The organism is Streptomyces litchfieldiae, assembly GCF_031845365.1.
GTDB classification, from domain to species: Bacteria; Actinomycetota; Actinomycetes; order Streptomycetales; family Streptomycetaceae; genus Streptomyces; species Streptomyces litchfieldiae.
The window spans coordinates 130,488-156,311 of record NZ_JAVREL010000010.1; the positions used below are offsets into that span (position 1 = coordinate 130,488).

The 25,824-nt window shown below is 73.0% G+C and carries 25 protein-coding genes; 9 read left to right on the top strand and 16 right to left on the bottom strand.

Features of this window, described 5'->3' with window-relative positions:
- Positions 1-12 precede the first annotated feature (12 nt).
- The gene (locus RM590_RS18375; protein ID WP_311705695.1) at positions 13-969 is read left to right on the top strand and encodes a glycoside hydrolase family 5 protein; all 957 of its coding nucleotides are present in this window, start codon (positions 13-15) and stop codon (positions 967-969) included.
- Between the two features lie 311 nt (positions 970-1,280).
- Positions 1,281-1,583, top strand: coding sequence for a hypothetical protein (locus RM590_RS18380; RefSeq protein ID WP_311705696.1), 303 nt, complete (start codon positions 1,281-1,283; stop codon positions 1,581-1,583).
- Here the strand turns inward: RM590_RS18380 and RM590_RS18385 are convergent.
- The 3 genes from RM590_RS18385 to RM590_RS18395 form a co-directional block, all read right to left on the bottom strand.
- The gene (locus RM590_RS18385; RefSeq protein ID WP_311705697.1) at positions 1,580-1,858 is read right to left on the bottom strand and encodes a hypothetical protein; all 279 of its coding nucleotides are present in this window, start codon (positions 1,856-1,858) and stop codon (positions 1,580-1,582) included. The genes RM590_RS18380 and RM590_RS18385 overlap by 4 nt on opposite strands.
- A 169-nt stretch (positions 1,859-2,027) precedes the next feature.
- Entirely contained in the window at positions 2,028-2,174 is a 147-nt protein-coding gene (locus RM590_RS18390) for a hypothetical protein (RefSeq protein WP_311705698.1), read from the bottom strand.
- A 309-nt stretch (positions 2,175-2,483) separates the two neighbouring features.
- Positions 2,484-3,827 carry a BTAD domain-containing putative transcriptional regulator gene (locus RM590_RS18395; RefSeq protein ID WP_311705699.1) on the bottom strand — a complete coding sequence of 448 codons (1,344 nt, stop codon included), beginning with the start codon at positions 3,825-3,827 and terminating at the stop codon, positions 2,484-2,486.
- A gap of 70 nt (positions 3,828-3,897) precedes the next feature.
- On the opposite strand from RM590_RS18395, the gene RM590_RS18400 reads away from it, so the two are divergent.
- On the top strand, positions 3,898-4,458 hold the full coding sequence (locus RM590_RS18400; RefSeq protein ID WP_311705700.1) for a hypothetical protein: 561 nt from the start codon (positions 3,898-3,900) through the stop codon (positions 4,456-4,458).
- 25 nt (positions 4,459-4,483) lie between these two features.
- Here the strand turns inward: RM590_RS18400 and RM590_RS18405 are convergent, their stop codons facing one another.
- Positions 4,484-5,311, bottom strand: coding sequence for an NAD(P)H-binding protein (locus RM590_RS18405; protein ID WP_311705701.1), 828 nt, complete (start codon positions 5,309-5,311; stop codon positions 4,484-4,486).
- A 145-nt stretch (positions 5,312-5,456) separates the two neighbouring features.
- Between RM590_RS18405 and RM590_RS18410 the strand changes: the two genes are divergently transcribed.
- The gene (locus RM590_RS18410) at positions 5,457-6,326 is read left to right on the top strand and encodes a DUF3626 domain-containing protein (protein ID WP_311705702.1); all 870 of its coding nucleotides are present in this window, start codon (positions 5,457-5,459) and stop codon (positions 6,324-6,326) included.
- Between the two features lie 87 nt (positions 6,327-6,413).
- Positions 6,414-7,364, top strand: a complete 951-nt coding sequence (locus RM590_RS18415) for an alpha/beta fold hydrolase (RefSeq protein WP_311705703.1) — start codon at positions 6,414-6,416, stop codon at positions 7,362-7,364.
- Here the strand turns inward: RM590_RS18415 and RM590_RS18420 are convergent.
- The 4 genes from RM590_RS18420 to gmd all read right to left on the bottom strand — a co-directional run bounded on the left by RM590_RS18420 (position 7,336) and on the right by gmd (position 12,507).
- The gene (locus tag RM590_RS18420) at positions 7,336-8,163 is read right to left on the bottom strand and encodes a glycosyltransferase family 2 protein (protein ID WP_311705704.1); all 828 of its coding nucleotides are present in this window, start codon (positions 8,161-8,163) and stop codon (positions 7,336-7,338) included. The genes RM590_RS18415 and RM590_RS18420 overlap by 29 nt on opposite strands.
- Positions 8,160-8,639: a hypothetical protein gene (locus tag RM590_RS18425; protein WP_311705705.1), complete on the bottom strand. Its 480-nt coding sequence runs from the start codon at positions 8,637-8,639 to the stop codon at positions 8,160-8,162. The genes RM590_RS18420 and RM590_RS18425 overlap by 4 nt, the downstream gene beginning before the upstream one ends.
- Positions 8,639-11,398 carry a CBM96 family carbohydrate-binding protein gene (locus RM590_RS18430; RefSeq protein ID WP_311705706.1) on the bottom strand — a complete coding sequence of 920 codons (2,760 nt, stop codon included), beginning with the start codon at positions 11,396-11,398 and terminating at the stop codon, positions 8,639-8,641. The genes RM590_RS18425 and RM590_RS18430 overlap by 1 nt, the downstream gene beginning before the upstream one ends.
- A 95-nt stretch (positions 11,399-11,493) precedes the next feature.
- Positions 11,494-12,507, bottom strand: a complete 1,014-nt coding sequence (gene gmd / locus RM590_RS18435; protein WP_311705707.1) for a GDP-mannose 4,6-dehydratase — start codon at positions 12,505-12,507, stop codon at positions 11,494-11,496.
- An 83-nt stretch (positions 12,508-12,590) separates the two neighbouring features.
- On the opposite strand from gmd, the gene RM590_RS18440 reads away from it, so the two are divergent.
- Positions 12,591-13,532: a GDP-L-fucose synthase family protein gene (locus RM590_RS18440; protein ID WP_311705708.1), complete on the top strand. Its 942-nt coding sequence runs from the start codon at positions 12,591-12,593 to the stop codon at positions 13,530-13,532.
- Positions 13,533-13,572: 40 nt separating this feature from the next.
- Here RM590_RS18440 and RM590_RS18445 read toward each other — a convergent pair whose 3' ends face one another.
- From RM590_RS18445 to RM590_RS18460, 4 genes are all read right to left on the bottom strand, one after another.
- Positions 13,573-15,078, bottom strand: a complete 1,506-nt coding sequence (locus RM590_RS18445; RefSeq protein ID WP_311705709.1) for an exopolysaccharide biosynthesis polyprenyl glycosylphosphotransferase — start codon at positions 15,076-15,078, stop codon at positions 13,573-13,575.
- 159 nt (positions 15,079-15,237) lie between these two features.
- Complete coding sequence (locus RM590_RS18450; protein ID WP_311705710.1) at positions 15,238-16,104, bottom strand: heme ABC transporter ATP-binding protein; 867 nt, start codon at positions 16,102-16,104, stop codon at positions 15,238-15,240.
- Complete coding sequence (locus tag RM590_RS18455) at positions 16,101-17,141, bottom strand: FecCD family ABC transporter permease (RefSeq protein WP_311705711.1); 1,041 nt, start codon at positions 17,139-17,141, stop codon at positions 16,101-16,103. Before RM590_RS18455 ends, RM590_RS18450 begins: the two co-directional genes overlap by 4 nt.
- Positions 17,138-18,190: a heme/hemin ABC transporter substrate-binding protein gene (locus RM590_RS18460; protein ID WP_311705712.1), complete on the bottom strand. Its 1,053-nt coding sequence runs from the start codon at positions 18,188-18,190 to the stop codon at positions 17,138-17,140. Before RM590_RS18460 ends, RM590_RS18455 begins: the two co-directional genes overlap by 4 nt.
- Positions 18,191-18,249: 59 nt before the next feature.
- On the opposite strand from RM590_RS18460, the gene RM590_RS18465 reads away from it, so the two are divergent.
- The gene (locus tag RM590_RS18465) at positions 18,250-19,710 is read left to right on the top strand and encodes an HtaA domain-containing protein (protein WP_311705713.1); all 1,461 of its coding nucleotides are present in this window, start codon (positions 18,250-18,252) and stop codon (positions 19,708-19,710) included.
- Entirely contained in the window at positions 19,707-21,230 is a 1,524-nt protein-coding gene (locus tag RM590_RS18470) for an HtaA domain-containing protein (RefSeq protein WP_311705714.1), read from the top strand. Before RM590_RS18465 ends, RM590_RS18470 begins: the two co-directional genes overlap by 4 nt.
- A gap of 54 nt (positions 21,231-21,284) precedes the next feature.
- Here the strand turns inward: RM590_RS18470 and RM590_RS18475 are convergent, their stop codons facing one another.
- A complete protein-coding gene (locus tag RM590_RS18475) occupies positions 21,285-21,461 on the bottom strand; it encodes a hypothetical protein (RefSeq protein WP_311705715.1) in 177 nt (58 codons plus the stop codon).
- 268 nt (positions 21,462-21,729) lie between these two features.
- Entirely contained in the window at positions 21,730-22,623 is an 894-nt protein-coding gene (locus tag RM590_RS18480; RefSeq protein ID WP_311705716.1) for a LysR family transcriptional regulator, read from the bottom strand.
- A gap of 82 nt (positions 22,624-22,705) precedes the next feature.
- On the opposite strand from RM590_RS18480, the gene RM590_RS18485 reads away from it, so the two are divergent.
- A complete protein-coding gene (locus RM590_RS18485) occupies positions 22,706-23,674 on the top strand; it encodes a threonine ammonia-lyase (RefSeq protein ID WP_311705717.1) in 969 nt (322 codons plus the stop codon).
- A gap of 10 nt (positions 23,675-23,684) precedes the next feature.
- Here RM590_RS18485 and RM590_RS18490 read toward each other — a convergent pair whose 3' ends face one another.
- Positions 23,685-24,767, bottom strand: a complete 1,083-nt coding sequence (locus tag RM590_RS18490; RefSeq protein ID WP_311705718.1) for a DUF5685 family protein — start codon at positions 24,765-24,767, stop codon at positions 23,685-23,687.
- Between the two features lie 65 nt (positions 24,768-24,832).
- On the bottom strand, positions 24,833-25,816 hold the full coding sequence (locus RM590_RS18495) for an aldo/keto reductase (RefSeq protein ID WP_311705719.1): 984 nt from the start codon (positions 25,814-25,816) through the stop codon (positions 24,833-24,835).
- Positions 25,817-25,824 lie beyond the last annotated feature (8 nt).

Genomic DNA, 25,824 nt, shown 5'->3' on the forward strand with positions numbered 1-25,824 from the left:
ATCGGAGACCACATGCCGCGCCCCACCCTGCCCTCCGCGACGCTCGGCTCGGGAATCAACCTGGGCAACGCCCTGGACGCCCAGGACAGCTCCCCCCGGGCGCTGCCGCCGCTGCCGAGGTACTTCGACGCGATCAGGGCGGCCGGCTTCGACACGGTGCGGCTCCCGGTGGCGTGGTCGGCACACGCGGCGGAGGGTGCTCCGTTCACGATCGAGGAGGACTTCTTCCAGCGCGTCGACCGGGCGATCGACGAGGCCCTGGCTTGGGACTTGAACGTGGTGCTGGACGTGCACCACTACCACGCGCTGAACGACGCGCCGGACGCACAGACCAAGCGGTTCCTGGCGCTGTGGCACCAGATCGCCCCGCGCTACGCCGACCGCCCGGACCGCCTCTGCTTCGAACTCCTGAATGAGCCCCGCGCGGCCCTGACCCCGGAGCGCTGGAACGCGCTGCTGCGTCAGGCGCTGGCCGCCGTTCGGGAATCCAACCCGGAGCGCACGGTGGTCATCGGCTCGGCGGAGATGAACGACATCCACGGACTGCCGAAGCTCGACCTCCCGGACGACGACCACCTGCTGGTGACGGTCCATTACTACTCCCCGTTCCCGTTCACGCATCAGGGCGCGCACTGGGTGGCCAACTCCGCCCCCTGGCTCGGCACGACATGGGGCGAGGAAGCCGACCGGAAGGCGGTGTCCGACGACCTGACGCTCGCCGCGAACTGGGCGGAGACGATGGAAGTCCCGCTGTTCATCGGCGAGTTCGGCGCATACGAGCGAGCGGACATGGACTCCCGCGCCCGCTGGACGGCCTGCGTCCGGGAGACGGCGGACCGCCTGGGAATGAGCTGGGCCTACTGGGAGTTCGCCACGGACTTCGGCGCCTATGACCCGGAAACGGACACCTGGCGCGAGCCACTGCGCCAGGCGCTGCTCCCTTCCGGAGAGAGCTCTTCGCAGGGGTGAGCGGGCCGATAGAGTCCGCTCATCCGTTTGAATCGACTCGGGGGGGCCGACCCATGGTGAAGTACCCGCTGCCGTTGTCGGGAAGACGTGTCGTCGGCGCCGCCGCCGGGGTGTTGCTGCTTGCCGCGTGTGGTGGGGGTGGCGGAGGTGACGACAGTGCCGGGGGTGAGGCTTCGCCGAGTGAGAGTGTCTCCGCCACTCCTTCCGCCGACCCGACCACCGAGTCGCCGGAGCCCGAGCCGGAGCCCGAGCCGAGTGACACTCCGCCGCCGTCGCCCAGTCCGACCGAGGACGAGGGGCCCGATCTCTCGATGCTGCCCGAACTGGCGGGCTTCTGGATGACCACGCCGGATCCAGCGACGGCCTCCTCGCTGGACTTCGACGGCGACTACGGCTCCGTTTTCTACCTGCCCAACGAATCCGAGGGGCGGCCCTACCTGAACTGCTTCGGCGTTCTCGACGGGAGCTCCTTCGCCGTGGACTGTCAGAGCTGGGACGTGTCGGGCGTCCCCTACCACTTGACCGCCGATCTGGAGGTCAACGGCTCGACGCTCACCGTGACGTGGGACAACGGCGACGTGGAGACCTACACGTACTACGGGGATGGTGCCTAAGCCCGCTTGCACGCCTGGACGGCGTGTGTCGGTACCACGCCCAGGTCCACCAGCAGTTCGCTGCACAGGTTCATGTTGCCCTCGGCCCCGATCCGGCAGGACTCGATGTGCTTCTGGGTGACCTCGTAGCCGCGGTTGTTCAGATAGCTGGTGCACTGGATGGTGGCGGCTCCCGCGGGGGACGCGAAAGCGATCGTTCCGGCGAGTGCCGTCACCGAAAGCGCCGTGCCGATCAGGATCTTCCGCAGTGTGTGTCCCATGGTGCTGGTCGTCATGGGGGCAAGCCTGCCGTCCTCCCCTTGACGGCGGCTGATCATCCGCTGATTCCGGGGTTCAGACAGTGGTCGGACGGGCTCCATGTCGGCGGTCCGTGGTGGCCACCAACGGGGGCTTGAATGCGCGAGTTCCAGCCAAGCGCAAGGGATGGCCCATGATCCGCAGAATTCACCGTGCCGCGCTGACGGCGGCGACCGCCGCCGCCCTGACCGTTGTCGTGCCGACCGCCGACGCGTCCCAGCCCGCGGCGTTCTTCGGTTCCGAACTGCCGCTGAGCGCCCCGCCGGTGACCGAGGAGGTCGCGCCCGGGGTCACGCTGACCTCCCTCCAGCTCGGCGCGCGCGACGCCGACGACCTCTGGACCGTTCATGTCTACCTGCCCGCGGACCCGGACGGGCCGGTGCACCGCGGGACCACCGGGCTGGGGCCCAGGGCGGCCGCCGAGCGCGTCGCCGGGGCGCTGCGGGCGGCGGGCTTCGAGCCGCGTATCGAGGAAGCCACCGCCGCTCTCGACCAGGGAGCCGGGGTTCGGCGAGCGGGTGTATGTGGTCTTCCTGCCGGTCCTGACCGTGGCGTACACGAAGCGCCGCGGGAATGGGTCCGCCGGGACTTGAGCCGCCTCGTTCACCCCGGGCCGCACGCGCCGCCGCACGTCGCCAGGCTGCACCAGCGGCGCCGGCCGCTGGCGTCCAGGAAGAGCCAGCCGCAGTGCTCGCTCGGGCAGGCGGTGACCGTGAACCGGCGCGGATCGGCGAGGAGTTCGGCCGCGCTGGTGGCCGCCGCCCACAGCGGGACGCGCAGCCCGGCCGCCGGGGACAGCCGCCAGCGGCCCAGGCCGTCCGGGCCCCGGGTGAACGCCGACATTCCAGCCGCCTGCTGGGCCACCCCCGCCACGGCCGTGAACGCCCGGGCGTCGTCCGCGTTCGTCAGGCAGGCGTACAGGTCCGCGCGGAACTCCCTTGCCGCCGCGAGGACTTCCTCCGCCTCCCGGGGCCGTTCCCGCGCCTGCCGCAGCAGCGACACGACGACCGGCTCCGGCACCAGGTCCTGGTGCCCGGCCCAGACCGCGAGCGTGGCGTACCGGGCCAGCCACTCGGAGCCGGGCAGCCCGGGGCCCGTCCAGGCCCAGCCCGCATACGTGTTGCAGAACTCCAGCGCCGGATGGCCGCCGACCGCCCACGGCAGCCACTCCTCGCCGACCCGCACCGCGTAGACCGGCGCGGGCGGCCGGTCCAGCCGCGGGTCGCCGCGCAGGATCCGGTCGTGCAGCGTCTGGAGCTCCACGCCCGGCTCGATGCCCAGCTCCTCCACCAGCGCCCGGCGCGTGCGCCGGTACAGATCCAGCGCGTCCGCCTGCCGACCGCCCCGGTGGAGCGCCGTCATCCGGGCCGCGACCAGCCGCTCGCGGCGCGGGTGTTCGTCGGCCAGCGGTGTCAGGTCCGCCAGCACCCGGTCGTGCAGGCCCATGGTGAGCTGGGCCTCCGCGCGCCGTTCCAGCGCGGACAGCCGCTGCTCGACCAGATGCCCGCCGAGCCGGTCCCGCAGCACCTCGCCGGCCACGTCCGCCAGCAACGGGCCGCGCCACAGGGCCAGCCCCTCGTCGTACAGCCGGACGCGTTCCCCCGGGTCGCCGGTCGCGGCGGCGCGCCGGACCAGCGACAGGAACGTGTGCGCGTCGATCTCGTGCGAGCCGGAGTCCACCGAGTAGCCGTCGTGCCGCGTCTCCACGATCACGCCGTGCGGCTTGAGCGCGGCGCGCAGCCGGCCGATGTACGTGTGCACGGTGCCCCGCGCGGTGGCGGGCGCCACGCCGTCCCACAGCAGGTCGATCAGGCGCTCGGTCGTCACGACGTGATCGGCGTTCAACAGGAGGATGGCCAGCAGACACCGCTCCTGGCGGCGGCCGGCCAGCGGGATCCGCCGCCCGCCGTGCCGGGCTTGAAAAGGACCGAGCAACTGGAACTCCATGGCGGTCCGCAAGCCTACCGCCGGCCCGCGCGGTGAGAACGTGGTGAGCGGGCGGGTGAACGCTGACCCCATGCAGACACGACGAATCGCTTTCCCGCTGCTGGCCCTTGCCGTTCCCGCGCTGCTGGGCGCCGCCCCCGCCGCCGCGTCCGCCCCGCCCGCGGCCGCCGCGCCCGCAGCCGCCCCCGCCGCCCCGGCGGCCGGCTGGGAGCCGGCGCCGTCCGCGCCCTGGGAGCTGCCCGCCGGCGCCCGCTGCGACTTCCCGATCTCCGGAGTGCCGGTGGTGGACGAGGTGGTGCAGCTCGTGACGGAGACCCACCCGGACGGCTCGCCCAAGACCGTTGTCTACAAGGGCGACTTGGTGATCCGGGTGACCAACCTGGAAACGGGAGCGGCCCATGACGCGGACGCCAGCGGCAGCGCCGTCGTCGAGTACGCCGCCGACAGCTCCGCCTCCTTCTGGTACGTGGTCGGCCCGGTGCTGGTCGGCGTCGGCGAGAACGGCGGCAACGTGCCGCGCGGGCTGTACATCGTCGACGGCGTCTACACCCTGGACATCGGCGCGGACGGCTACAAGACGATCGACATGGTGGCCGGGACGACGGACGACATCTGCGCCCACATCGACTGACCGCCGCCCGCCGGGGCGGCAACGGTCAGGAGTCCGTTCCCCGGAACGCGTCGAGGTGGTCCCGCACCCAGGCGGCGTAGGGGGTGGCCGGGCGGCCGAGGATCCGCTCCACCTCGTCGGTGACGAGCGCCGGGCGGTCCACGGTCTCGCGCAGCAGGGCCAGATACGCGTCGATCACCGGCTCGGGGATGCCGAGCCCGGCCATCCCTCGCTTGGCCGCCTCCGGTGGGACCTCCTCGTACCGCAGCGGGCGCTCCAGCGCGGTGCCGATGACGCCGACCATCTCGGCGTGGGTGAGCGACTCCGGCCCCGTCAACTTCGGTTCTCGCTTGACCAGTTCGTCGGTGAGCAGCGCCTGGGCGGCGACGGCGGCCAGGTCCCGGGGATCGATCGGGGCCTGCTGGGACCGGGCGTAGGGGCCGGCGACGGTGTCGCCGGCCCGAATCTGCCCGGCCCAGAGAGCCAGGGTGCCGGTGGCGAACATGCCGGGCCGGAGGATTACCCGTTCAAGTCCCGACTCGGCGACCGCTTCCTCGATCGCCAGCGTCGGCGGGTCCACCGCGATGCCCGACAGCAGGACCACGCGCCGCACGCCCGCCTCCCGGGCCAGCTTCAGCAGGTCGCGCGCGGAATCCCCGACGGCCTCCGGGTTCAGGAACAGGCTGCTGACCCCGGTCAGCTCGTCGGCGATGGCAGTGGGCTGGTTCAAGTCGGCCTCGACCACCTCGACCCCGGCGGGCAGCCCCGCGGCCGCCGCGTTCCGGGTGACGGCCCGCACGCCGGTGCCCCCGGCGTGCAGCAGTTCGACAAGCGGGCGTCCGACGCCGCCGGTGGCGCCAGTTACCAGAATCATGTGGGTTCGTCTCTCCTCGATGCTCCGCCCCCGCTCCGCCGCGGGGCCGGTCATTACCTGAGAGCGAACCGGGCGCCGAAGTGTGACATCGACCCACGCGGCAATCCGGATGCGATCGCCGGCCGCGCTCCGGCACACTGCGCCGATGAACAGGGAACGCGCCCTCGCCCACGTCGCCGCCCGCGCCTCTGGCGGACCGCTGCCGCCGGGGCTGCGGCTGACCGTCAACTTCCACCCGGACCGGCTGGTGGGCGGGCGGCCGATCCTGGAGTCGATGGCCGAGGACGGCGCCTACTACTCGCAGTTCGTGACGGCCACCAGCAACGGCGGCCTCACCGCCCACCCCGGCGGGGACCGGTGGCACTGGGAGAGCCGCATCTTCGGCGGCGCCTACGACGACGCGCCCGCCCATGAACGGCCCGTGTACGGCGCCTTGAACCACCGCCCGCTGGCCGTCGGCGGCGCGCCGCGCTTCGGCTCGTCGTACTTCCGGCTGACCGCCGGCACGCTCGCCCGCGCCACGTTCTGCTACCCCGACAGCTCCACCGGCCCCAGGGACTTCGGCGTCGCCGACCGGTTCGCCCTGATCGAACTGGCCGAGGCCGACGGCCAGAACACCCTCGACGGCCATATCGAGGCCCAGATCCACGGCCCCGTTCTCCTGGACCGCGACGTCGAAGCCCTGGTGCTGGACCCCTGCTTCCGCGACACCCCCGTGGGCGACGCCGCCCGGCGGCTGCCCTGCCCGGTGGAGTGGCACCCCGGATTCCGGGCCGCCGCCGAGGAGCTGGCCCGTCACCCCGGCTTCCGGGGCCCGCGGTACGCCGCGCTGGCCGTGGCGCTCGCCGAGGACGGCGTCCTCACGCCCCGCCCCATCGGCGACGCGGCCCGCGCGGGCCGGCATGAACCGGACGCGCTCAAGAAGGTCTGGCACCTCCTCGCCCACCTGGGCGCGCCGGCCGACGTCGGTCAGCCGTGGGCCGTTGGGCTCACCCGAAAGTTGGACGTTCCATAACGCGCCCGGGAGGAACGGGCGATGTGAGACCCGCAGTGATGGTCTGGGCCCCAAGGACATTTCCCGGAAAGGTGCATTATGGGGCAGTTGGCCACACGACCCGCGAACGATGTCGTGATCCGCTCGCACACGCACGGCGGGTTCCGCTACACCTCCCGGGTCGTCACGTCCCGGCCGGCGTCGGGAGTGACGCCCATCGTGCTGGTCGGCGGTGCCTTTCAGCGCAAGGAGTCATGGGGGCGGCTGGAGAAGGCGCTCACCGACTACGCCACCGTCATCACCGTCGATCTGCCGGGCTGGGGTGACTCGGACGACCTCCCGGCCGCATACGGTTTCGAGTTCGTGGCCGACGCCCTGGCCCACCTCCTGGACGACCTCGGCCGCCCCTGGGTGCACCTCGCGGGCGGCTCCTACGGCACGGCCGTCGTCTGGCGGCTGGCCCAGCTCCGGCCGGGGCGGGTCGGCAGAGTCGTCCTCGTCGGCACGATGCCCAGGCTCTCCGAGCGGATCAGGGACGGCATCCGGCACACGCTGGAGCTCCTGGACACCGGTGACATCGAGCAGTTCGCGACCGCCACGGTGGATGTGTTCATGCGGGGCGGCACACGACGGAGAGTCGTCAACAAAGACGTCATCCGCAGGATCCTGGTCCGGAACTTCTCCTCGGCCTCCGACCGGGAGAGGGAGAAGTACCGCAACAACTCCCTCCGCCTGCTCAAGGAGGACTCCGCGCTCTCCCCCGAGCCGCCCGTCCTGGCGCCGACCCTGTGTGTGACGGGCGAGCACGACGACTTCACCGGGCCGGCGGCCTGCCGGGAAGTGGCGCGGTACTGCGCCGACGGTCACGTCGCCATCGTTTCCGACGCCGACCACCTGGTGCACCTCGAACGGCCCGCCGAAGTCGCGGACTTGTTCATCCGCTTCTTCGACGGGCAGCCACTGGCCGGACTTGAATACTGCTCCCTTCTGGAACGCGTCGGCCGACCGGTGCCGGGCCCTGCCGCGCGCCTCAGCCCGCGTCCAGCTCCCGTGCCTTGAGCCCGATCTGCCAGCGGTAGAAGCTCATCGCCAGCGCGTAGTCCAGGCCCGCGCGGCCGTCCAGGAAGCCGCGGCGGTAGACATAGGCGTAGGCGAACGACAGCAGCGGTTTGAACGGGGCGCGGTGGAAGAGCTGGCCCTGCCGGGTCTTCGCCTTGCGGATCTGCTCGCGGACGTCGGGGTGGTGTTCAAGCCACGCCTCCCAGTCCGAGTAGCGGTTGTGGCGGTCGAACCAGGTGCGGACCGGGTCCAGGTCCAGGTGTTCGATCGGGGCCCGCAGGCGGTGCACCGGGTCGGCCAACGGCTGGTAGTGGCCCTCCTGTTCGCCCATGCCGGGGGCGGCGAGGTCGTCCGGCTCGGGGAACCGCGCGCGGGTGCGGTCCAGCAGCGCGCGTTTCACGATGGTGTGGCCGTGCCGCAGGCGGCGGCCGGCGAACCAGTAGCCCAGGGGTATGTCGAACGCGGCCGGGCGGACCCGGCGGCCGTCCAGGAATATCCGGCGCAGCTCGGCCAGCAGCTCCGGGCTCGGCATCTCGTCGCCGTCCAGGAACAGCAGCCAGGGGATCTCGGGCCGCACATGCTCCAGGCACCACTGCTTCTTCTTCGGGTAGCGGCCGTCCCAGGTGTAGGGCACGACGTCCGCGCCCTCGGCCATGGCGAGGGCGCGGGTGTCGTCCGTGCTGTCCGAGTCCACGACGACCACCGCCTGGAAGTGGCCGATGACGGAGCGGACCGTCGTGGTGATGTTGGCCGCCTCGTTCTTCGTGGGGATCGCCACCACGATCGGCAGGAGGGTCACTCTTCTCCTCGGGCTTCGGTCAGCAGGTCGGCGTATTCGGGGCACAGGTGCTCGACGGCCGCCTCGGCGTCCGGGATGTCGCCCTCGCGCAGGGCGGTCACGGCGGCCTCGGGGTCGTGGCGGTCCAGATAGCCGAGCCGGTCGCAGGCGGCCGAGCCCAGCTCCAGGATGGCCGCCGGGTCGGCGCCCTCGGGGACCCGTTCGGTCAGATAGTCCTGTTCCTCCTCGGAGAACTCTCCCTCGGCGGGCGTGAGTTCCGCCCGGGGGATGGTCTCCTCGGGTATGCCGTCGTCCTCCGCGCCGGGCGCGTCCTCCTCGTCGGCCGCGTTCTCCTGGTCGGGCACGTTCTCCTCGTCGTTTGAAGTGCCCTGCTCGGATGACGGGGCGGACGCGGCGCCGTCGTCCCCGCCCCCGCCGCAGGCAGTGAGCACGGCGACGGCGGCCAGCAGCGCGGCGGCTGGGAGGAGCCGCCGCATCAGGGCGCCCCGAAGGTGAGGAGGAGCTGCGGCCGGTAGCCGCTCGCGGCGGCCTCGCTCGCCCACAGCCAGAGGCTGTCGGTCCCCTCGCTCGTCAGCGCCACATCGAACGAGCCGCCGAGCGCGCCGTTCACCGTGGCCAGGTTCAGCGGAACGGTGTACACCCCGCCGGGCGTCGCCGGGGCGCTCAGCGTGCCCAGCGAAGTACCGCCCAGCGCCGGGCGGTTGGCGTACGTCGTGCCCGTCTCCGTCCAGGCCCCGGTGATCGGCACGACGGCGAAGTCGTCCGCCGACCCGGCGACCGAGTCGCCGGTCACCCGCACCCGCAGCGCGGCGGACTTGAGCACCTGGCCGCTCGGGGCGGCGGGCAGGTCGAAGGCGAGGTAGCTCTCGTAGGCCGTGCTGCCGCGCACCGCGAGCTGCTGGTGGGTGCCGTAATTCGTGCTGGTGGCAGCCGCGTTGACATAGGTGTCGGCGGTCGGGACCAGCGTGGTGACCGTGTCGGTCGGCAGCGACGCCGCGTCGTGGTGCGCGCGGACGCGGGAGGCGGACAACTGGGCCGGGTAGACGGCCGTTTCATCCAGGTAGCCGTCGAAGAAGTCGCTGGCCGGGCGGTTCGGCCAGCCCTGGAGGCTGTCCCCGCCGGTGCGCCAGTAACCGGTGACGTTCCGCGACGAGGTGGTGAGGATCGAGCCGGCGACCTGGGAGCCGTCCACGTACAGGCGCAGGCCGTTCGCCCCGACCGAGGCCACCACATGGTGCCATTCGCCGTCGTTGTAGGCGGCCGGGCTGGTCACCGTGCGGTAGGTGCCGTTGTAGACGCCGAACGTGAGGCGGCCGTTGCTCTGCATATAGACGTTGTTGTCGCGCGACGTGCTGTTCTGAAGGGTGCGGTTGCCCATGCCGATCAGCTTGCCGCCGCTGGTGGTCGTCGTGCGGAACCACGTCTCCACGGTGAACCGCGTCAGCCCCGAGTAGCTGCGATCGCTGTAGGTGTACGCGTCGGCGCCGTCGTAGCCGACGCCGGCCGCCTCGGGGGCGGGCACGGCGGCCGGGGTCACGCCGCGCTGCGGGCCGCCGCGGTGCACGCCGTTCGCGTTGTTGCCGGAGGCGTCGGAGGCGAAGTTGTTGGCCGTCTCGTCGTAACGCCAGTACAGCAGCGGGTCGTCGGCCAGCACGGCGTCCGCGTACGGCTGGCCGCCGTCGGCCGCGGTGACGGTGACCGGCGGGGACAGCGCGCTGGTGTTGCCCGCGGCGTCGGTGGCGCTGACGCGGTAGCTGTGGGTCTCGCCGGGCGCCACATCCGTGTCGGTGAACGTCAGTTGGGGTCGGCGCCAGGGCACGGAGGACGCCTCCGCCGTGTGCACGGGCTGGCTGCGGCCGTCGCGGTAGACGCGGTAGGTCAGCAGGCTGTCGTCGAGGTCGAGGCTGGGCCGCCAGGTGACGTCGATCCGGCCGGCCGCCGGGCTGGCGGCGTGCGTCTCGGGGATGGAGGGGGCGCCCGTGTCGGGCGCGGTGGCGAACCGCGTCAGGCCCCACTGCGCCGTGCCGTTGACCGTGGTGAAGCCGCCGCCGACCCACAGGAAGTCCCGCTCGTCGGTCGGGTGATCGGTGGCCACCGTCATCACGCGCGGGCCGAGTTGCTCGCCGAGGCCGTCGTTCGTGTTGGGGAACCAGCCCAGCAGCTTGGGGTCGTGCACCGACTGGGCGAACAGGTGGTAGCGCTCCTGGTTGGGGAACTCGCCCATGCTGGAACAGTCGTGCGCGTGGTGTCCGCTGTACAGGACCTCCTGGTGGACGGCCACGGCCTGGGTGGCGCCCAGGCACGTGTCGCGCCAACGCTCGTCGAACGTCCCCCAGTTGAGGGCGATCCGGCCGTCGAAGCCGCCGGTGCCCTCGTTCGCCGTGTAGAAGCCGCTGGCGTCGGTGGCCAGCGCCTGCACGGTGGAGCTGTCCTCGATGAAACCCCGGCCGTAAGTGCGGACGTTCGCGCCGGTGTCCGCGTCGACGACGGCCAGGGCGTGGGAGCCGGCGCCGTTCATGGTGAAGAAGTCGCCGCCCAGGATGACGTTCTCGCCGTCGGGGGAGAGGGCGATCGCCTTGCCGATCTCGTCGGCGTCGGCCCGCCAGCTCTGCACCGCGCCGCCGGTGGACACCGCGCCGAACCGCGCCCGGGCCTGGCCGCTGAGCTGGGTGAAGTCGCCGCCCAGATAGACCCGGTCGTCGGTGGCGGCGATTGCGCGCACGATCCCGTTGGCCGCCGTGGGGAACGGCTTGCGCTCACAGCTCGGGATGTCGAACGCGGCCAGGCTGCTGGCGCCGACGCCGTTGACCGAGCCGAACGTGCCGCCCACGTACAGGGTCTGCCCGTCCGGCGAGACGGCCAGCGCCCGCACCGTCGCGGTGCCCGAGCCGACCGTGAACGACAGGTCGCAGTCGGCCACCGGCGCGCCGGTCGCGGCGTCCAGCGCCACGAAGTTCGCCGCGGGCCGCTCCTGGGTGCCCGAGGCCGCGCCGGGCGGCCGGACCGTGGAGAACGTGCCGCCCGCGTACACCACCCCGTTCGCCTGGGCCAGCGCGTACACGATGCCGTTGGTCTGCCAGGTGGGCAGCTCCTCGGCCGTCATCGACACCGGCGGCGTCAGGGCGCCGGCCGACGGTGCCGAGGCGCCCTCGGTGGCCGCCAGCAGGCTCGCGGTCAGCGCCAGGACGGCGCCAACCGCCCCGGATCTGCCGCGCGTTCGTCGTTCGCTGCTCATTTCCTCACCCTTCCCCACGTTCCCCACTCCGGGCGCAGTTATGGACCAATCAAGTGGGCTTCTGGTTGTGCGCCGCCCGCGCCGGGAGCGCGTGCTCAACGGTCGATGCGCACCCGTGCGCCGCTCAACTCCGCGTCCAGCGCGGCGATGTCGGCCTCCACCATCAGCTCGGCCAGCTCCCGCCACCGCACCTCGGGCCGCCAGTTGAGCAGTTCGCGCGCCTTGGAGGCGTCGCCGACCAGCGCGTCCACCTCGCTGGGCCGCTCGTACTTGGGGTCGAACCGCACGTGCTCCGACCAGTCCAGCCCGCCCGCCGCGAACGCCGCCCGGAGGAAGTCCCGCACGGTGGCGGGCACTCCGGTGGCCACGACGTAGTCGTCGGGCTCGTCCCGCTGGAGCATGAGCCACATCGCCTCGACGTACTCCGGCGCGTAGCCCCAGTCCCGCACCGCGTCCAGGTTCCCCAGGTAGAGGCGGTCCTGGAGGCCGGCCCTGATCCGGGCCACCGCGCGGGTGATCTTGCGGGTGACGAACGTCTCGCCCCGGCGCGGCGACTCATGGTTGAACAGGATGCCGTTCACCGCAAACAGCCCGTATGCCTCCCGGTAGTTGACGGTGGACCAGTAGCCGTAGACCTTGGCGCAGCCATACGGGCTGCGCGGGTGGAAGGGGGTGCGTTCATTCTGCGGAGGCGGCGCCGCGCCGAACATCTCGGAGGACGACGCCTGGTAGATCCGGGTGTCCACGCCCGCCGCGCGGATGGCCTCCAGCAGCCGCAGCGTGCCCAGCCCGGTCACGTCCCCGGTGTACATCGGCGCGTCGAACGAGACCCGGACGTGCGACTGGGCGCCGAGGTTGTACACCTCGTCCGGGGCGATCTCGCGCAGCAGGTTGACCAGCGCCACGCCGTCGCTCAGGTCGGCGTGGTGCAGCACCAGCGTGCGGCCCGGCTCCTGCGGGCCCTGGTAGATGTGGTCCAGCCGCTCGGTGTTGAACGAGGACGAGCGGCGCAGCAGACCGTGCACCGTATAGCCCTTCGACAGCAGCAACTCGGCCAGGTACGAGCCATCCTGGCCCGTGACGCCAGTGATCAGCGCGGTCTTTCCCATGGTGATCCCCCCTCGGTGACAACGTGATGGGCTTGTGGGCGTTCTGGGTGGGCGGGAGTGGCGAACTGGCACAATCCCGAGGCATGACGACTCAACTGGACGCCGGCGCCCGGGTCTTCGTCGCGGGTCACCGGGGCCTGGCCGGCTCCGCGATCGCCCGCGCGCTGGCGGACGCGGGGTATGAGGTGCTGACCAGGACCCGGGCCGAGCTGGACCTGCGGGACGGGGCCGCGACGGCGGACTTCCTGCGCGCGGCGCGGCCCGACGCCGTGGTGCTGGCCGCGGCGACGGTCGGGGGGATCATGGCGAACGCCCGGAACCCGGTGCCGTTCCTGGAGGACAACCTCCGCATCCAGCTCGGCGTGATCTCCGGCGCGCACGCGGCCGACGTGAACCGGCTGCTGTTCCTGGGGTCCTCGTGCATCTACCCCAAGCACGCGCCGCAGCCCATCCCGGAGGAGGCGCTGCTGACCGGCCCGCTGGAGCCGACGAACGAGCCGTACGCCCTGGCGAAGATCGCGGGCATCACCCAAGTGCGCTCCTACCGGCGGCAGTTCGGCCGTTCCTACATCTCGGCCATGCCGACGAACCTGTACGGCCCCGGGGACAACTTCGATCCCGAGACCTCCCATGTGCTGCCCGCGCTGATCCGCCGCTTCCACGAGGCGCGGCGCGACGGCCGGGACGAGGTCGTGCTGTGGGGGAGCGGCACGCCCCGGCGCGAGTTCCTGCACAGCGCCGACCTGGCCGCCGCGTGTGTGCTGCTGCTGCGCGAGTACGACGACGAGCCGCCGGTCAACGTCGGCTGCGGGGAGGACCTGACGATCGCCGAGCTGGCGGACACGATCGCCGGGGCGGTGGGCTTCACCGGCCGGATCGGCTGGGATCCGTCCCGGCCCGACGGTGCCCCGCGCAAGCTGCTGGATGTGACCCGGCTGCGGAAGCTGGGGTTCGCCCCCCGGGTGCCGCTGGCCCGCGGCATCCGGGAGACCTATGAGTGGTGGGTGCACGCGACGCGCTCCTAGAGTGTTCAAGTCACCGAAGTCCCGGCTTCGCGGGGGGTGTTCAGTACGCGCCGCGGCCGTCGACGACGGCGCGGAAGGTGCGGGCGAGGACGTCGAGGTCGCCGGTGACCGACCAGTTGTCGGTGTAGAACAGGTCCAGGGCCAGGCCCTCGTCCCAGGACAGGTCCGAGCGCCCGCTGATCTGCCAGGGTCCGGTCAGCCCGGGCTTGACGCCGAGCCGGCGCAGCTCGACCGCGCCGTAGCGTGCGACCTCCTCGGGCAGCGGGGGGCGCGGCCCGACCAGGGACATCTGGCCGCGCACCACGTTGAAGAGCTGGGGCAGCTCGTCCAGCGAGGTGCGGCGCAGCAGCCGGCCCAGGCGGGTGACCCGGGGGTCGCTGCGCATCTTGAACAGCGGGCCGGTCAGATGTTCATTGGCGGATTCCAGCTCGGGGCGGCGCAGTTCGGCGTCGGCGACCATTGTGCGGAACTTCCACAGCGTGAACGGCGTGCCCCGGTGGCCGATCCGGGTCTGCCGGTAGAGCACGGGCCCGGGGGAGTCCAGGCGCACCGCGACCGCCAGCAGCGCGAGCAGCGGGGCCAGCGCCACGAGTGCCAACCCGGCGGCGGCCCGGTCGAACACGGACTTGAACGCGGGCTGTGCGCCCCGGCGCAGCGGCGCGGCGATGTGCAGCAGGTTGAGGCCGGCGGCGGTGGAGACCGACAGCCGGCGCAGGGCGACCTCGGTGAGGCCGGAGGCGATCGCGAGCGAGAGCCCGGCGTCCTGCACCGCCCAGGACAGGCGCCGTAACCGCTCGCCGGTGAGCAGCGAGCCGGGGACGACCAGCACCAGGTCGGCGTCCTTGCGGCGGGCGGCGGCCAGCACGGTGGAGCCGTCGAGGCCGTCGGGTACCAGGTCGGGGACCGCGGGGGACAGGTCGGGGCCCACCGCGTCCAGACGCCCCGACTCCGGGATGCCGCAGGCCGGTTCGCCGGTGCCGGCCAGCACCGTGCCGACCACCACATACGCGTGGTCGGTGCGCGCGGCGAGCTGCGCGGCGACCACGTCCACCGGCCCGGCCTCGCCGACCAGCAGGACGCGGCGCAGCGCCTGCGCCTGGTGGCGCTGGCCCGTGAGATGACGGTGGATCAGGACGCAGGTCAGCCCGGTGACCGGCACGGCCGGGGCGAGGGCGAGCAGCGCCGAGGAGACCTCGGAGCTCTCGCCGGTGATGGCGCGCAGGGCGGCCAGCAGGCCCACCAGGACCAGCCAGTCGTGAACGGTGGCGATCAAGCCGCGGCTCTCGCCCAGCGAACGGCCGACATAACGCTGGTTCAGGGCGCGGACGGTGATCCAGGCCAGGGTGGCGGCGACCGCGGCGGCGAACGGGCGGGGCTCGCCGGCCGCGGCGTAGACGGTGAGGACGGGGACGAGGACGCCCAGCAGATCGGCGGCGATCGCGGCGAGCGGATACCACGACGCGGTGTCGCGGCGCCGGACGGAGCGGCGCCCGGTGCCGGGTGATCTTCGGGCGCTGCCGTGCCGCGACACGTGTGAATGACGCATGTACCCCCCAAGGTGGCTGCGACAACACTGCGGAGACTATGTGAAGGTGTTACGCGATAAAGAAGGCGCGCCTTCATCTCCCCGTGAGTGCGCGCCGTGCCGCTGGAAAAGGTTAGGGCATCCAACAACCGTTTGACTGTAGTTTGTTGAAACTTTCCGTTACCGACCAGTTCCGTGGGGTGGTTCTTCCGGTCTGCGTGGAATGACGAGGCGTACGCCGGTGCGCGGGTGCGGCAGGACCTCGACCGGGTGCTGGTAGACGTGGCCGAGCAGGTCCTCGGTGAGGACCTCGTCGGGCCGCCCCACGGCGGCGATCCGCCCGCGGTGCAGGACCGCCGCCCGGTCCGCCCAGGCCGCCGCCAGCCCCAGATCGTGCAGCACGACCACCACCGCCCGGCCGGCCGCCGCCCGCTCCCGGCAGACGCGCAGCACCAGTTCCTGATGGCGCAGGTCAAGGGCGGCGGTGGGCTCGTCGAGCAGCAGCAGCGGGGCGCGCTGGGCCAGCACCCGGGCCAGCGCCACCCGGGCCCGTTCCCCGCCGGACAGCGCCGCGAACGGCCGGTCGGCGAAGTCGCTGACCTCGGTGGCCGCCATCGCCTCGGCGACGGCCGCGTCGTCCTGCTCCTCGCCGTCGGTCCCCGCCCAGGGCGCGCGGCCCATCCGCACCACCTCGGACACGGTGAACGGGAAGGAGAGCGCGGCGGCTTGTGGAAGCATCGACCGGCGCAGGGCAAGCTCTCGCGCGCCCCAGGCGTGAGCCGGGCGCCCGGCGATGGTCAACTCGCCGGAGGCGGCCGGGAGATCGGCCGCCAGCGCGGCCAGCAGCGTGGACTTGCCCGCGCCGTTGGGCCCGATCAGTGCCAGCACCTCGCCCGCGGTGACCGTGAGGTCCACGCCGTCCAGCACCATGCGCCCGCCCAGCTCGACGCACAGCCCGCGCGCCTCCGCCACCGTCTCCCCGGCGGCGGGCGTCGCCGGCACCCGCGGCGCCCCGCCGCCCAGCAGCCGTGTGAACAGGCCGGTCATGCCCACCCCCCGTAGCGCCGCCGCGTCCGGCGCAGCAGCCAGAAGAAGAACGGGCTGCCGATGAGCGCGGTCAGCACCCCGAGCGGCAGCTCGGCCGGCTGCGCGGCCGTGCGCGCCGCCAGGTCACCGGCCAGCAGGACCAGCGCCCCGCCCAGCGCGCTGCCCGGCACCAGGAACCGGTGGCCGGGCCCGGCGGCCATCCGCAGCAGGTGCGGCACCAGCAGCCCGACGAACGTGATGATGCCCGCCACCGCCACCGCGGCGGCCGTCAGCAGCGCGACGACCAGCACGAGCGCCAGGCGCAACCGCTCGACGTCCACGCCCAGATGGCGCGCCGGGCGCTCGCCCAGCGCGAGCAGGTCGAGCCGCCGCGCGTACAGCGGCGCGACGAGCAGCCCGGCCGCCGCGCACGGCAGCACCGCGAGCACCTTGGGCCAGGTGGCCTGGGAGAGCGAGCCGAGTTGCCAGAACGTGATCTGGGTGACCTGGGCGTTGTCGGCGAAGAAGATGAACAGGCCGATCAGGGCGCCCGCGAAGGCGTTGACCGCGATGCCGGTGAGGATGAGGGTGACCACCTCGGTGCGCCCGCCGGCCCGCGACAGGGCGTACACCAGCAGCACGGTGGCGAGCCCGGCGACGAACGCGAAGGCGGTCACGGTCCAGTTGCCCAGGAATTCCAGGCCGAACGCGATGGCGCCCACCGCGCCGACGGCCGCGCCCGCCGAGATGCCGATGACCCCGGGCTCGGCCAGCGGATTGCCGAACACGCCCTGCATGAGCGCGCCCGCGCAGCCCAGCGAGGCGCCGATCAGCAGCGCCAGCACCACGCGCGGCAGCCGGACGTGCCACAGCACGCTCTCTCCGACCCGGTCCAGCTCCCGGCCGCCGAGCCCCATCCGGTGCTGCGCGGAGGCGAGCACGTCGTCCAGCGGTATCTGGTAGGCCCCGGTCGCCGCCGACACCAGCGCCAGCACGGCAACGGCCGTGACGAGTCCGCCGGTGAGCCAGCCCGCCGGGCGCCGGGCGGTGTCCTTCACTCCGCGGTGCCGTCCCCGTGGATCTGCTCGGCGAGCGACGCCAGCACCTCGTCGGTGCGCGGGCCGTAGTTGAGCAGGACGCCGTCGTCGATGCTGGCAACGCGCCGGTTCATCCCGGCCGGGGTCTGGGCGATCCCCGGGATCTCCAGCATGCCGTCCACGCCACCGACCGATTCAAGTCCCTTGGTCATCACGAGGATCACATCGGGCGCCGCGGTGGCCAGCGCCTCGCTGGTGATCGGCGTGAAGTCCTTGTCGAGACCGGACTCCTTGCCCGCGTCCACGCCGCCCGCCGCCTCGATCAGCGAGGCCGCGCCCGACTCCGCGCCGCCCAGCAGATAGACCGAGGCGGAGCCGCGCAGATACAGGAACGCGACCCGCGGCCGGTCGCCGTCGGCCGGCAGGTCGGCTTGAACGGCCGCGATCCGGTCGGCCGTTCGCTCGTTCAAGTCCTCGCCCGCCGCCGGGACGCCCAGGGCCTCGGCCACCGCCGCGATGCGCGGCTCGATGTCCTCCAGCGCGAGCGCCGCGTCGAGCACCAGCACGGGCACCCCCGCCGACCGGATCTGGTCGATGGACTCTTCCGGGCCGGTGGTGGACTCGGCCAGCACCACGTCCGGGCGCTGCGACAGCACGCCCTCGGCGGAGACGTCGTGTCCCCGGGTGACCACCGGCAGGTCCTCGGCCTGCTCGAACGTCGCGGTGATGTCCCGGGCCACGACCCGGTCCCCGAGGCCCAGCGTGAACACGATCTCGGCCAGCGAACCGGAAAGCGGCACGATCCGGTCGGCCGCCTCCACTGTCACCTCGGTGCCGTCCGCCGAGGTGACCGTCACCGGCAGCGCGGGCTCCGGCGGTGGCCCGGACAGCGGCTCCACTCGGTCGGCCGAGGCCGCCGGTGCCGCGTCGTCCGGCTCCCCGGACCCGGCCCCCGCCGAGCCGCAGCCAGCCACCGCCAGGGCAAGTACCAGCAGCCCGGCGAGAGTTCGGAGGGGGCCCCGGCGCCCGGCACGGTCCACCGTTCTGCCGCCTTTCGAAGCTGTACGCATGTAACTTAGGTTAGCCTAACCTCAGCATTCACTCCGAGTCGGCCGGGAGGGACTCCACGATGCTGCCCAGAAAGCCGCACCTTCGTGCACGCGTCTCGTTCGTCACCGCGTTCCCGGCCGCGCTCCTCGCGGTGCTCCTGGCCATGCTGCCCGGCACGGCCCACGCGGCCGAGCGCACCGTGGCCGGCGGCCGGCTGGACTGGGGCGTCAAGTCATCTTTCCAGAGCTATGTCACCGGGCCCATCGCGAACGGCGGTTGGAGCCTGACCGGGGGAGCGGCCACCGTCGGCGAGAGCCAGTTCCGCTTCCACACCGCGCGGGGCACCTACGACCCCGACAGCGGCGCGTTCCGGGCGGGCTACTCCGGCGGCGTCCACTTCACCGGCCACCGGCAGGAGAACGGCGAGCACGAGCTGGACCTCACCATCAGCAACCCCACGGTCGCCATCGACGGCGCCTCCGGCGCCCTGTTCGCCGACGTGCGCAGCAAGGAGCGCGGCACCGGCGAGATCACCGAGGCGGCCCACGTCCCGCTCGCCGACCTCGATCTGACGGGCGTGGACCTGCGCGGCGGCACCGCCATCCACATCACCACCATCCCCGCCACCCTCACCACCGAGGGTGCCACCGCGTTCGCGGGCTACTACCAGGCCGGCGACGCCCTCGACCCGGTCACCCTGACCGCCGACACCGAGGAACCCCCGGCCCCGGACTCCACCCCGGCCGACGACGGCACCGGTGACCCCACCGACGAGCCCTCCGAAGAGCCCGCCGGGGACGGCGAGTTCACCGACGCCATCGTCGACTGGGGCGTGCGCCGCACGTTCCGCGAATACGTCACCGGCTCCATCGCCCAGGGCGCGTGGGAGCTCACCGACGGCGCGCAGGACGGCGGCGCCCTCTTCCGCTTCCCCGCCGGCCGCGGCACCCTCGACGCCGAAGCGGGCACGCTGGAGGCCGCGTTCACCGGTGGCGTGCACTTCACCGGCACCGACCTGGACCTCGCCCTCGGCAACGTCACCGTCACCGTGGCGGACGGCACCGGCACGCTGACCGCCGACGTCACCACGGCCGGGACCACCGAGCGCGACCAGCCCCTCATCACCTTCCCGGCCGCCGAACTCGCCCCCGAGGACGGCCTCGTGCTGCTCCAGGAGGTCCCGGCCGAGCTGACCGAGGAGGGCGCCGCCGCGTTCGGCGGCTTCTACCAGCCAGGGATCGCCATGGACCCGGTCACCCTCGCCGTGGCCACGGACCCCGCGGCCGAGCTCCCCGCCCTCCCCGACCTGGGCAGCGAACCCACCGCCCAGGAATCCCCCGAACCCCCGGCGGCCGGGGCCGACGCGTCGCCCTCGGCCGCCGCCGACGACGAGGACGCCGGATCCACCGGCTCCACGACCGCACTGATCGCGACCGGCACCGGCGCCGTACTCGCCCTGGCCGCCGCCGCGTATCTCATCCTGCGCCGCAACCGCCGCGCCACCCACCCCGAGACACCCGAGGAGACACCCGCGCCATGACCTCCGCCACCAGACCGCGCCCCATCCGCCGCGGCGCGCTACTGCTCGCCACGGCCACCGCGACCGTGCTGAGCATCACCTCACTGGCCGCCCCGGCGTTCGCCGAGGACACCCAGGCCGCGCCGATCGGCCTCGTCGACGGCACCCTCGACTGGGGTGTGAAGGAGTCCTTCCGCCGCTATATCACCGGCCCGATCGCGGGCGGCAGCGCCACCACGGCCGACGGCGCCGAGACGAACCAGGACGGCAGCTACCGGTTCACCGGCGGCACCGGCACCTACGACCTGACCACCCACGCCGTGGACACCGCGTTCGACGGCAGCGTCCACTTCGAGGGCCACCACGGCGCGCTGGACCTCAAGCTGTCCGAGCTGCGCGTGGTCACCGAGGGCACCTCGGGCTCGATCGTCGCGGACGTGACCGTGGCCGGAACGACCACGGAGGACGTCGAGTTCGCCGCCCTGGACCTCACCGGCGTGGCGCCCGGCCAGGGCGAGGGCGGGGCGATGGTCTTCGCCGGGATCCCGGCCACGCTGACGGCGGGCGGCGCCGAGGCGTTCGAGTTCAACGGCTCGCCGATGTACGCCGAGGGCACCGCGCTTGACCCGGCGACGCTCACCGTGTCCCCCGCGCCGGACGACGGCGAGGAGCCCGACCCCAACCCGGGCGACGACGAGGGTGACCCGAACGCCCCCGGCGGTGGCGGCGGCGACCAGGGCAGCGGCCAGGACGGCGGCAGCGACACGGACCCCGACGCCACCGCCGGCACGGTCCACGACGGCAACCTGGACTGGGGCGTCAAGGAGTCGTTCCGCGGCTATGTCACGGGCCCGATCGCGAACGGCTCCGTCGAACTCGCCGCCGGAGCAACCGAGATCACCGGCGGCTATCGCTTCCCGAACGGCACCGGCGCGTATGACACCGAGGCCGGCACGCTGGCCACCGCGTTCGACGGCTCGGTCCGTTTCGTCGGCCACGAGGGCACGCTGGACCTGGCGTTCAGCGAGTTCGCGGTGGACATCACCGGCTCCGGGGCCGAGTTGGTCGCCGACGTGTCCTCCAAGGACCGCGAGACCGGCGAGGTCACCGAGTACGACGGCATCGCCGTCGCCGAACTCGACGTTCCCGCCGACGCGTTGACCCCCGTGAACGACGTCGTCACGCTGGACGCCGTGCCCGCCACCCTCACCGCCGAGGGCGCCGAGGCCTTCGCCGGCTTCTACGAGTCCGGCGAGGCCCTGGACCCGGTGACCGTCACGGTCGCCGTCACCGAGGACGCCGACCTGCCGTCGGGCGGCGATGACACCGGCGGCACCGGGGACGCGGGCGGTGCGGCCGGCACCGGCGGGCTCGGCACCCAGACCGGGGCCGGCGGCGGAGCGCTGGCCGCCACCGGCGGCGGCAGCGACACCGCGGTGCTCCTCGCCGCCGCGGCGGCGCTGACCGCGACCGGCGCCGCGGCCGTCACCGTCGCCACCCGCCGCCGCCGCGCGGCCGGCGCGGACGCGATGACCGCCTGACCGGGGCGTTCGTCACCCTTTGCCAGGAACGCCGCCCGCCGGGGGCGGGCGGCGTCAGCACAGTCCGTGGGCGGCTCTCGGCGATGTCGTCGTCTCTCCGCTGGGTTGCGTGGTGCACACCTGCCAGCCATAGAGGATCCCGCCCTCACAGGCTTCCTGCGTCACGCAGGTGGTCGTCTCGGGCACGAACGTCTCGCAGGGCTCGACGCAGTCGCGCATGCAGGTGCTCATGCATTGCGGGTTGGAGGAGGACTCGCACTGTGTCCAGCAGTGTGGCCGGCACTCCTCCTCGCACGTGATCTGCGCCGGCACCACCTCGCCCCCGGCGTGGGAGGGCGTGCGCCCGGCGCGCGGCCATCGGTAACGCCCCGGGCCAGGGCGGAGGGCGGCGTCGGCGGTAAAACCCGGAAGAGTCATCGCGTCATCCTTCGGCGTTCCTCGGAGACCTCGGGGGCCGTCTTCTGTCCCGATTGTCACGTTTCGCCCGGTGAGGCGCGAGTCAGAAGCCGTTGAGCTCGGTGGCCGACCGCAGAGCCGCCGTGAACGCCTGCACCGGCAGTGTCGGCGGCTTCCCGTACACCGCGAGCGAGACGCAGCGGCGGTCCTCGGGCAGCCGGTCGGTGCGCACCCCGGGATGGCGGTGCGCGCGCAGGGCCAGCGCCGGCAGCACGCCAACGCCCAGCCCGGCGGCGACCAGCGCCTGCACGGCCACGTAGTCGTCCGTCTCGAACGTGATCCGCGGAACAAACCCGGCGCGCTCGCACAGCGCCGCCAGATGTGTCCGGCACCGCTCGCACCCGGCGATCCAGCTCTCCGAGGCGTAGGTGGCCAGCTCCGCGCGGGGTCCGTCCCACTCCCCGTCGGCCGGGGTCACCACGTACATCGGCTCCTCGAACAGCGGGGTCATCGTCGTGTTCCGCCGGTCACCCGGCACGGGCGCGTCGTGGTCGAATATCAGCGCGGCGTCGACATCCGCGTTCCGCAGGGCGGTCAGCGCCTCCGGCGGCTCGGCCTCCGTCAGCGCCAGCTCGATCCCCGGGTGCTCGGCCGCCAGGGCCGCCGCGGCCGTCGGCACGAGCGTCGCCAGCGCCGAGGGGAACGCCGCCAGCCGCACCCGACCGGTGCCCAGCCCCGCGTGCGCGGCCAGCTCGGCCCGGGCCGACTCGACCTGGCCGAGGATCTCCTCGGCCCGCGCCACCAGCAGCCGCCCGGCGTCGGTCAGCAGGATGCCGCGCCCGGCGCGGCGCACCAGGACCACTCCCACCTCCGCCTCCAGCTTGGCCAGGTGGTGGCTCACCGAGGGCTGGGCGTAGTGCAGCGCCTCGGCGGCGGCGGTGACGGAGCCCTCGCGCGCCACCGCGACCAGGACCCGCAGTCGGGTGAGATCGAGCATGGAACGAATCATAGGCGGATTCGATGGTTCCAGAGAAAACAGGCATTGGATCTATTCGTCCCGTTCGTGGGACGGTGCTGGCATGCTGCGACCGCCGACCATCACCGACGCGCTCCGCGCCCGCCGCCTGCTGGGCGACCACCTGCCGCCCACCCCGATGTGGTCGTACCCGGCCCTGAACGCCACGGCCGGCACCACCGTGCTGGTCAAGCACGAGAACGCCCAGCCAACCGGCGCCTTCAAGGTGCGCGGCGGCATCACGCTGCTGGCCGGGCTGGACTTGGCCGAGCGCGCCCGGGGCGTCGTCGGCTACTCCACGGGAAACCACGCCCAGTCCCTCGCGTTCGCCGCCGCCCGTTTCGGCGCGCCCTGCGTCATCGTCATGCCGGTGAACCCGAACCCGGCCAAGGCGAACGCCGTTCGCGCACTCGGTGCCGAACTGATTGAGGCGGGCGCCGACTTGACCGAGGCGGCCGAGCACGCCGAGACCGTCGCGGCGGAACGCGGCATGCGGCTGGTCAGCGCGGCGAACGAGCCCGCGCTCATCGCCGGGGTGGCGACCGCCTACCTGGAGATCTTCGACAAGGAGCCGGCCCTGGACGCCGTCATCGTGCCGGTCGGCGGTGGCAGCGGCGCGGCGGCGGCCTGTCTGGCCGCGGCGGCGGTCGCCCCCGGCTGTCAGATCATCGCCACCCAGTCCGCGGCCTCACCCGCCGCCCACGACTCCTGGGAGTCCGGCGGTGCGCCGCTGTCCCGCCCCAACCGCACGCGCGTCGAAGGGCTCGCCACCGGCCGGTCGTTCGAGCTCACCCAGCAGCTCATGCGCCTGCACCTCGCGGACTTCCTGCTCGTCGACGACGACGCCATCGCGGCGGCGCAGTGGACGATGATGCGCGACGCCCACACCCTCGCGGAGGGCGCGGGCGCCGTGGCGCTGGCGGCGCTGCTGGCCCACCGCGAACGGTTCGCCGGCAAGCGGGTGGCCGTGATGTGCAGCGGCGGCAACGCGAGCGAGCGCGAGATCCTGACCTGCGGCGGGCTGGCCGCCTGACCAACAGGGCCTAACAGGGGCAGTCGCAGCAGCACCCGTCGCCGTCGCTCTTTGAATTGCCCTTCCCGCTACAGCAGTCGCAGCAGTCGCATTCGTCGCAACAGCCTTCGCGCTCCTTGCCGGTCCACGGATCCCAGTACACGGAGCGGCAGCAGATCTGACCGGTGCAGAAGAGCCCCGTCCACAGCGCGCAGCCGGCGATGAGCCCGCGCCGCCGCTTGGTCTCCGGCGGCTGCTCCAGCAGGTTGAACGTGCGGTGCACGGCGCGGCGCAGTTCGTGGTCGAGGAGGACGTGGACGAGTTTGTCGTCGGTGAAGTCGACTTCCTTGAGGGCGAGTCGGACGCCGAGGACGGCGTCATCGCACAGCCTCCGTACCTCGGGCAGCGGCGTTCCGGTGGCGGCGACGGGGTTCCACGCGCCGGCCTCCTCGTCCGCCTTCAAGTCTTCGACGGCGTCGAGGAGGTGGGCGATGCGGCCGAAGAGGCGGCCGGCTTCGGCGAGGGGTGGGGCGTTGTGGGGGCGGCCTGCGAGGTGGGCGGTGTGGGCGAAGGCGGCGGCGGTGGCTGTTTCGGTGGGTTCGGTGATGGTGAGGAGGGGGGTGCCGGGTCCGGCGTGGGTTTCGATGGTCTGCTGGCGTTCGACGGCGTCGAGCAGGACGGCGGTGTCGAAGCCGATGCGGGCGGCGCTGCTGGATCCGGCGGTGTCCCAGCCGTGGGCGAGGCGGGTGGCGGCGGTGGCGAGGGTGCGGCGGGCGAGGAGTCCGTCGCGGTCGTGGATGTGGTCGCGGATCTTGGCGGAGGCGAGCACGAGGGAGACGGCTGCGGCGAGTCTGGCTCCCTCGCCCTGGGCGATGGTGGCGGTGCGCATGCCGCGCAGGGGGCAGGGTCCGGCCTTGCGGCGGCCCTGGGCGGTGGCCGGGGTCTGGGCGTCGTGCAGGACGGATATCAGCAGGCCGTCATAGTTGGTGGCCACCCGTGCGGACTGGCCGTGCGTGCCGCGCAACGCCAGACACAGCCCGCACAGGTGCGCCATCCACTCACTCGCCAGTCCCCCAGGCAGCCGGTGCCGACACGGCCTGATGATCCCAAACATGCTGCTCCCCCGTGCTGTTGCGTGTGAACGGCGCTCATCATGCCAGGCCGCCGCACCGCCCCGCGTCAACGTCCGAGCAGCGTCTCGATCTCCTTCATCTGCTCGGCGGTCAGCGGGCCGAACCGCAGCGCGCCCGCGTTCTGCTCGGCCTGGGCGACCGTCCTGATGCCGGGGATCGGCACCGTGCGCGGGCTGCGGGCCCACAGCCAGGCCAGCGCGCCCTGGGCCGGGGTGCGGCCGCCGGAGGTGAGGATGTCGCGCACCGCGTCGAAGCGCGCCTGCCACTCGGGGGCCACCCCGCCGTCCCGGAAGAGCGTCAGCCAGGGCGGCGGCGTGGCGCGGATGTCGCCGCTCGGCAGGGCCGCGCCCGAGGCGTACTTGCCAGTGAGCACGCCCATCGCGAGCGGGCCCCGGTTGATGGCGGCGAGGTTCAACTCGTCGCACAGGGCGAGCATGTCGGGGGCGTCTTGGAGCACGTTGCAGTTCATCTGCACCGTGGCGCAGTGCGGGCCCTGCGCGAACAGCCGGGCGCGTTCCGGGTCGTCGGTGGACCAGCCGTAGGCGCGGATCAGGCCCTCGGCGACGAACTCCTCGCAGGCGTCGCGCAGTTCGGCCGCCGCGTCCAACGGGCCCTCGTTGATGTGGAATTGGTAGAGGTCCAGGTAGTCGGTGCTCAGGCGGCGCAGCGTGTCGGTGAGGGCGCGCCGGGCGTAGCCGGGCGTCACGTCCGGCCCGGGGCCCGCCGTCCTGGTCCCGGCGTCGAAGAGGTTGCCCCACTTGGAGGCGATCACCACCTCCGACCGCCGCCCGGCCACGGCCCGGCCCAGCACCTCCTCGCTGTGCCCGGTGCCATAGACGTCGGCCGTGTCGAAGAACGTCACGCCCAGCTCGATGGCCCGGAGGATCGCGCGTTCCGACTCGGCGTCGTCCACCGCGCCCCAGCCCAGCGGCTGGCCGTCGCCGCCCTGCCACTCGCCGCCGATGGCCCAGCAGCCGAAGCCGAGGGCGCTGACCGCGATGTCACTTCGTCCCAGAGTCCGCTTTTCCATGCCATGGA

Excerpts from the sequence above, each read along its gene's own strand:
- RM590_RS18375 (WP_311705695.1), top strand. The coding sequence starts at position 13 with ATGCCGCGCCCCACCCTGCCCTCCGCGACGCTCGGCTCGGGAATCAAC.
- RM590_RS18380 (WP_311705696.1), top strand. The coding sequence starts at position 1,281 with ATGCTGCCCGAACTGGCGGGCTTCTGGATGACCACGCCGGATCCAGCG.
- RM590_RS18385 (WP_311705697.1), bottom strand. The coding sequence starts at position 1,858 with ATGACGACCAGCACCATGGGACACACACTGCGGAAGATCCTGATCGGC.
- RM590_RS18395 (WP_311705699.1), bottom strand. The coding sequence starts at position 3,827 with ATGGAGTTCCAGTTGCTCGGTCCTTTTCAAGCCCGGCACGGCGGGCGG.
- RM590_RS18400 (WP_311705700.1), top strand. The coding sequence starts at position 3,898 with ATGCAGACACGACGAATCGCTTTCCCGCTGCTGGCCCTTGCCGTTCCC.
- RM590_RS18405 (WP_311705701.1), bottom strand. The coding sequence starts at position 5,311 with ATGATTCTGGTAACTGGCGCCACCGGCGGCGTCGGACGCCCGCTTGTC.
- RM590_RS18410 (WP_311705702.1), top strand. The coding sequence starts at position 5,457 with ATGAACAGGGAACGCGCCCTCGCCCACGTCGCCGCCCGCGCCTCTGGC.
- RM590_RS18425 (WP_311705705.1), bottom strand. The coding sequence starts at position 8,639 with ATGCGGCGGCTCCTCCCAGCCGCCGCGCTGCTGGCCGCCGTCGCCGTG.
- RM590_RS18430 (WP_311705706.1), bottom strand. The coding sequence starts at position 11,398 with ATGAGCAGCGAACGACGAACGCGCGGCAGATCCGGGGCGGTTGGCGCC.
- gmd (WP_311705707.1), bottom strand. The coding sequence starts at position 12,507 with ATGGGAAAGACCGCGCTGATCACTGGCGTCACGGGCCAGGATGGCTCG.
- RM590_RS18440 (WP_311705708.1), top strand. The coding sequence starts at position 12,591 with ATGACGACTCAACTGGACGCCGGCGCCCGGGTCTTCGTCGCGGGTCAC.
- RM590_RS18445 (WP_311705709.1), bottom strand. The coding sequence starts at position 15,078 with ATGCGTCATTCACACGTGTCGCGGCACGGCAGCGCCCGAAGATCACCC.
- RM590_RS18450 (WP_311705710.1), bottom strand. The coding sequence starts at position 16,104 with ATGACCGGCCTGTTCACACGGCTGCTGGGCGGCGGGGCGCCGCGGGTG.
- RM590_RS18460 (WP_311705712.1), bottom strand. The coding sequence starts at position 18,190 with ATGCGTACAGCTTCGAAAGGCGGCAGAACGGTGGACCGTGCCGGGCGC.
- RM590_RS18465 (WP_311705713.1), top strand. The coding sequence starts at position 18,250 with ATGCTGCCCAGAAAGCCGCACCTTCGTGCACGCGTCTCGTTCGTCACC.
- RM590_RS18470 (WP_311705714.1), top strand. The coding sequence starts at position 19,707 with ATGACCTCCGCCACCAGACCGCGCCCCATCCGCCGCGGCGCGCTACTG.
- RM590_RS18475 (WP_311705715.1), bottom strand. The coding sequence starts at position 21,461 with ATGAGCACCTGCATGCGCGACTGCGTCGAGCCCTGCGAGACGTTCGTG.
- RM590_RS18480 (WP_311705716.1), bottom strand. The coding sequence starts at position 22,623 with ATGCTCGATCTCACCCGACTGCGGGTCCTGGTCGCGGTGGCGCGCGAG.
- RM590_RS18485 (WP_311705717.1), top strand. The coding sequence starts at position 22,706 with ATGCTGCGACCGCCGACCATCACCGACGCGCTCCGCGCCCGCCGCCTG.
- RM590_RS18490 (WP_311705718.1), bottom strand. The coding sequence starts at position 24,767 with ATGTTTGGGATCATCAGGCCGTGTCGGCACCGGCTGCCTGGGGGACTG.
- RM590_RS18495 (WP_311705719.1), bottom strand. The coding sequence starts at position 25,816 with ATGGAAAAGCGGACTCTGGGACGAAGTGACATCGCGGTCAGCGCCCTC.